This is a genomic window from Sphingomonas bacterium (genome assembly GCF_903643065.1).
GTDB lineage: Bacteria > Pseudomonadota > Alphaproteobacteria > Sphingomonadales > Sphingomonadaceae > Sphingomonas.
Genome location: NZ_CAHJWX010000465.1, coordinates 1 through 2620 on the forward strand (window position 1 = coordinate 1; position 2620 = coordinate 2620).

General features: G+C 74.1%; 3 protein-coding genes. 1 reads left to right on the forward strand and 2 read right to left on the reverse strand.

Translation table 11 applies throughout. The features are described 5' to 3' along the window. Window positions 1–388 (forward strand): nucleoside deaminase (locus tag HUU95_RS13920; protein ID WP_174280646.1); only part of this gene is annotated, 388 nt, incomplete at its 5' end. An 11-nt stretch (window positions 389–399) separates the two neighbouring features. Here the strand turns inward: HUU95_RS13920 and HUU95_RS13925 are convergent. Then, on the reverse strand, window positions 400–1932 hold the full coding sequence (locus HUU95_RS13925) for a GMC family oxidoreductase (protein ID WP_174280647.1): 1533 nt from the start codon (window positions 1930–1932) through the stop codon (window positions 400–402). Next, a partial coding sequence (locus tag HUU95_RS13930; RefSeq protein WP_174280648.1) for a gluconate 2-dehydrogenase subunit 3 family protein occupies window positions 1929–2620 on the reverse strand: 692 nt, incomplete at its 5' end. The genes HUU95_RS13925 and HUU95_RS13930, both read right to left, overlap by 4 nt.

Below are 2620 nucleotides of genomic sequence, written 5' to 3' on the forward strand. Positions count from 1 at the left end.
GGGCGAGGTGCCCGTCGGGGCGGCGGTCGTGTGCGACGGCGCGGTGATCGCGGTCGCGGCCAACGCGCCCCGCACGTCGCGCGATCCGACCGCCCATGCCGAGGTTCGCGCGATCCGGTCGGCGGCGAAGCGGCTGGGCCGGGAACGCCTGGACGGCTGCGACCTGTACGTTACGCTGGAACCCTGCGCCATGTGCGCCGGCGCGATCGCCCATGCGCGGGTCGCGCGGCTGTATTACGGCGCGGCGGATCCCAAGGGCGGCGCGGTGGAGCACGGGCCGCGGTTCTTCGGCCAGCCGACCTGCCACCATCGGCCCGAGGTCTATGCCGGGATCGGCGAGGGCGAGGCGGCGGCGCTGCTGCGGGCGTTCTTCGCCGACCGGCGATAGTCCGCGCCGCGCTATCGCGCCGCCAGCATCCGCTCCGCCGTGCGCAGTCCCAGCGCCATGATCGTCAGCGCAGGATTGGCTGCGAGCGAGCTTGGGAACACCGAATTGTCGCAGATCCACAGGTTCGGCACGTCGAAGCTGCGCCCGTCGGCGTCGACCACCGCGGTGTCGCGGTCCGTTCCCATCCGGCAGGTGCCGATCGTATGCGCCGACCGCTGCACCTGGAACAGGTCGCGCGCGCCGGCGGCTTCCCAGATCGCGGTCAACGTGGCGACGGCATGTGCATCGATCGCGCGCTCGTTCGCGCCATAGGAAAAGTCGATCCGCGCCTTGGGGATGCCGAGCGCGTCGGTCTCGTCCGCCAGCACCAGCCGGTTCGCCTCGCCAGGCAGGCATTCGCCGTTGATGCCGATCCCCGCCATGTGAAGATAGCCGTCGATCCTGTCCACCAGCGCGCGGCCCCACAGGCCGGCGCCGCGCACCAGCCCCGCGGCCCAGGTGGCGGGCTGCACGCCCAGGCTCTGGACGAGATAGCCGCCCGCGAAGCCATCGCCGTCCGGCCGCACGAAATCCTCGGTGATGAGCGACGACGGATAGCCGCGGTTCATCCGCATCTCCGCGTCGAACCGGCCCCAGACCTGGGTCGCGACATGCGCCATGAAGTTCCGGCCGATCTGGCCGCTTCCGTTGGCCATGCCCCAGTGGAGCAGCATCCGCGGCGTCTCTATCCCGCCGGCCGCCATCACCAGCGCGGCGCACCGCTGGCGTCGGTCGACGCCGTCCTGGCGATAGACGACGGCGGTGATCCGTCCGGCCTGGTCGCGCTCGACGGCGTGGACGTGGGCGCCCGACCGCACCTCCGCGCCCGCCGCCACCGCCCAGGGGAGGTATGTCGTGTCCATGCTCGTCTTGGCGGCGTTGCGGCAGCCCTGGTGGCAGGCGCCGCAGTTGACGCACGCCTGGCGAAGCGCGCCGCCCTCCTGCGCCCAGTCGCGCGACACCAGGGCGGCGGGCGCGTCGGTGGCGACGATGCCAAGGCCGGCGCAGCCGCGGGCCATCGCGTCCGCCGGCGCGTTTCGCGCCACCGGCGGCAGCGGATAGCGTCGGTCCGGGTCCCACGGATAAGGGGAGGGACCCGAGACGCCGATGAACCGCTCCACCCTCCCGATGTAGTCGACCAGTTCGGCATGGGGGATCGGCCAGTCCTCGCCCGCGCCGGTCAGCGACTTCAGGCGCAGGTCGCGCGGGTCGGGACGCGGGCAGAAGGCCCCCCAGTGCAGCGTCGAGCCGCCGACGCCCGTGCCCGAGTTGTTGCCGCCGAACGCGGTCGGCGTGTCGCCGCCGCTCAGCCGTTCGTCCATCCAGTAGATGCCGGACGCGCCCGTCTCGTCGGGGGTGTGCTCTTCGGGCTCCCAGGCGCGGCCCGCTTCCAGCGCCACGACCCTCAACCCCGCGCGCGCCAGCCGGGCGAGCAGCGGCGCCCCGCCCGCGCCGGTGCCGATCACCACCGCGTCGACCGCGTCGTCGGCTGCGAAACGGCTCATCGCACCGCCTCCGGTTCCCAGGCCTCGCGATCGTCGGCGCCGGTCCGCTGATAACCCTGGAGTCGCAGGCCGTCGCCGCCGTTCGCCGCGCCGTCATAGCCGATCCGCGCGGCCGTGGCGGGATGCGCCACCCACAGCCGTACCGCGTCCGCGCATACGTCCTCGAACCAGTGCGCGGCCTGCGCGCCGGACAGGCCCTCGCCCGCAATTTCTCCCGCCGCCAGCGCACGGAGCAGTGCGTCCTGCGCGTCCCCGTCGCGGTCGCCGAAGCCTGCGCCGGCGAGGGCCGCGAGCCCGGCGCGATAGGCCGTTACGTCCCCCGGCAGGTCGGCGAAGCGCCAGCCGTCGCCCTCGCCGGCGGCGAGCTGCCGATCGATGCGCGCGGCGAGGTCCAGTCCCGGCTGGCCGTGCGGCACCACCCGCGCCACCACCGCGCGCAGCAGCACGAGTTCGGGCGCGGTCAGCGTCGCGGGCTCGGCGTGCGGATCGTCTGGCACCGCGCGTTCCGCCAGCAGCCAGCGGGTGCGCGCGCTCACCCGGTCCGACGCGAGCAATGCGGCGAAGGCGGAGGTGGGGACCGGCGCGCTCCGTGCGGCGAGGTCGAGGATCAGCGCCGCCACCTCTGCCGGGCGTTCGAGCGGCAGCAGATGTCCGGCGCCCGCCAGCACCTCGATCCGCGGCGCGCGCC

Coding starts and splice junctions, on each gene's coding strand:
- HUU95_RS13925 (WP_174280647.1), bottom strand. CDS start 1,932: ATGAGCCGTTTCGCAGCCGACGACGCGGTCGACGCGGTGGTGATCGGC.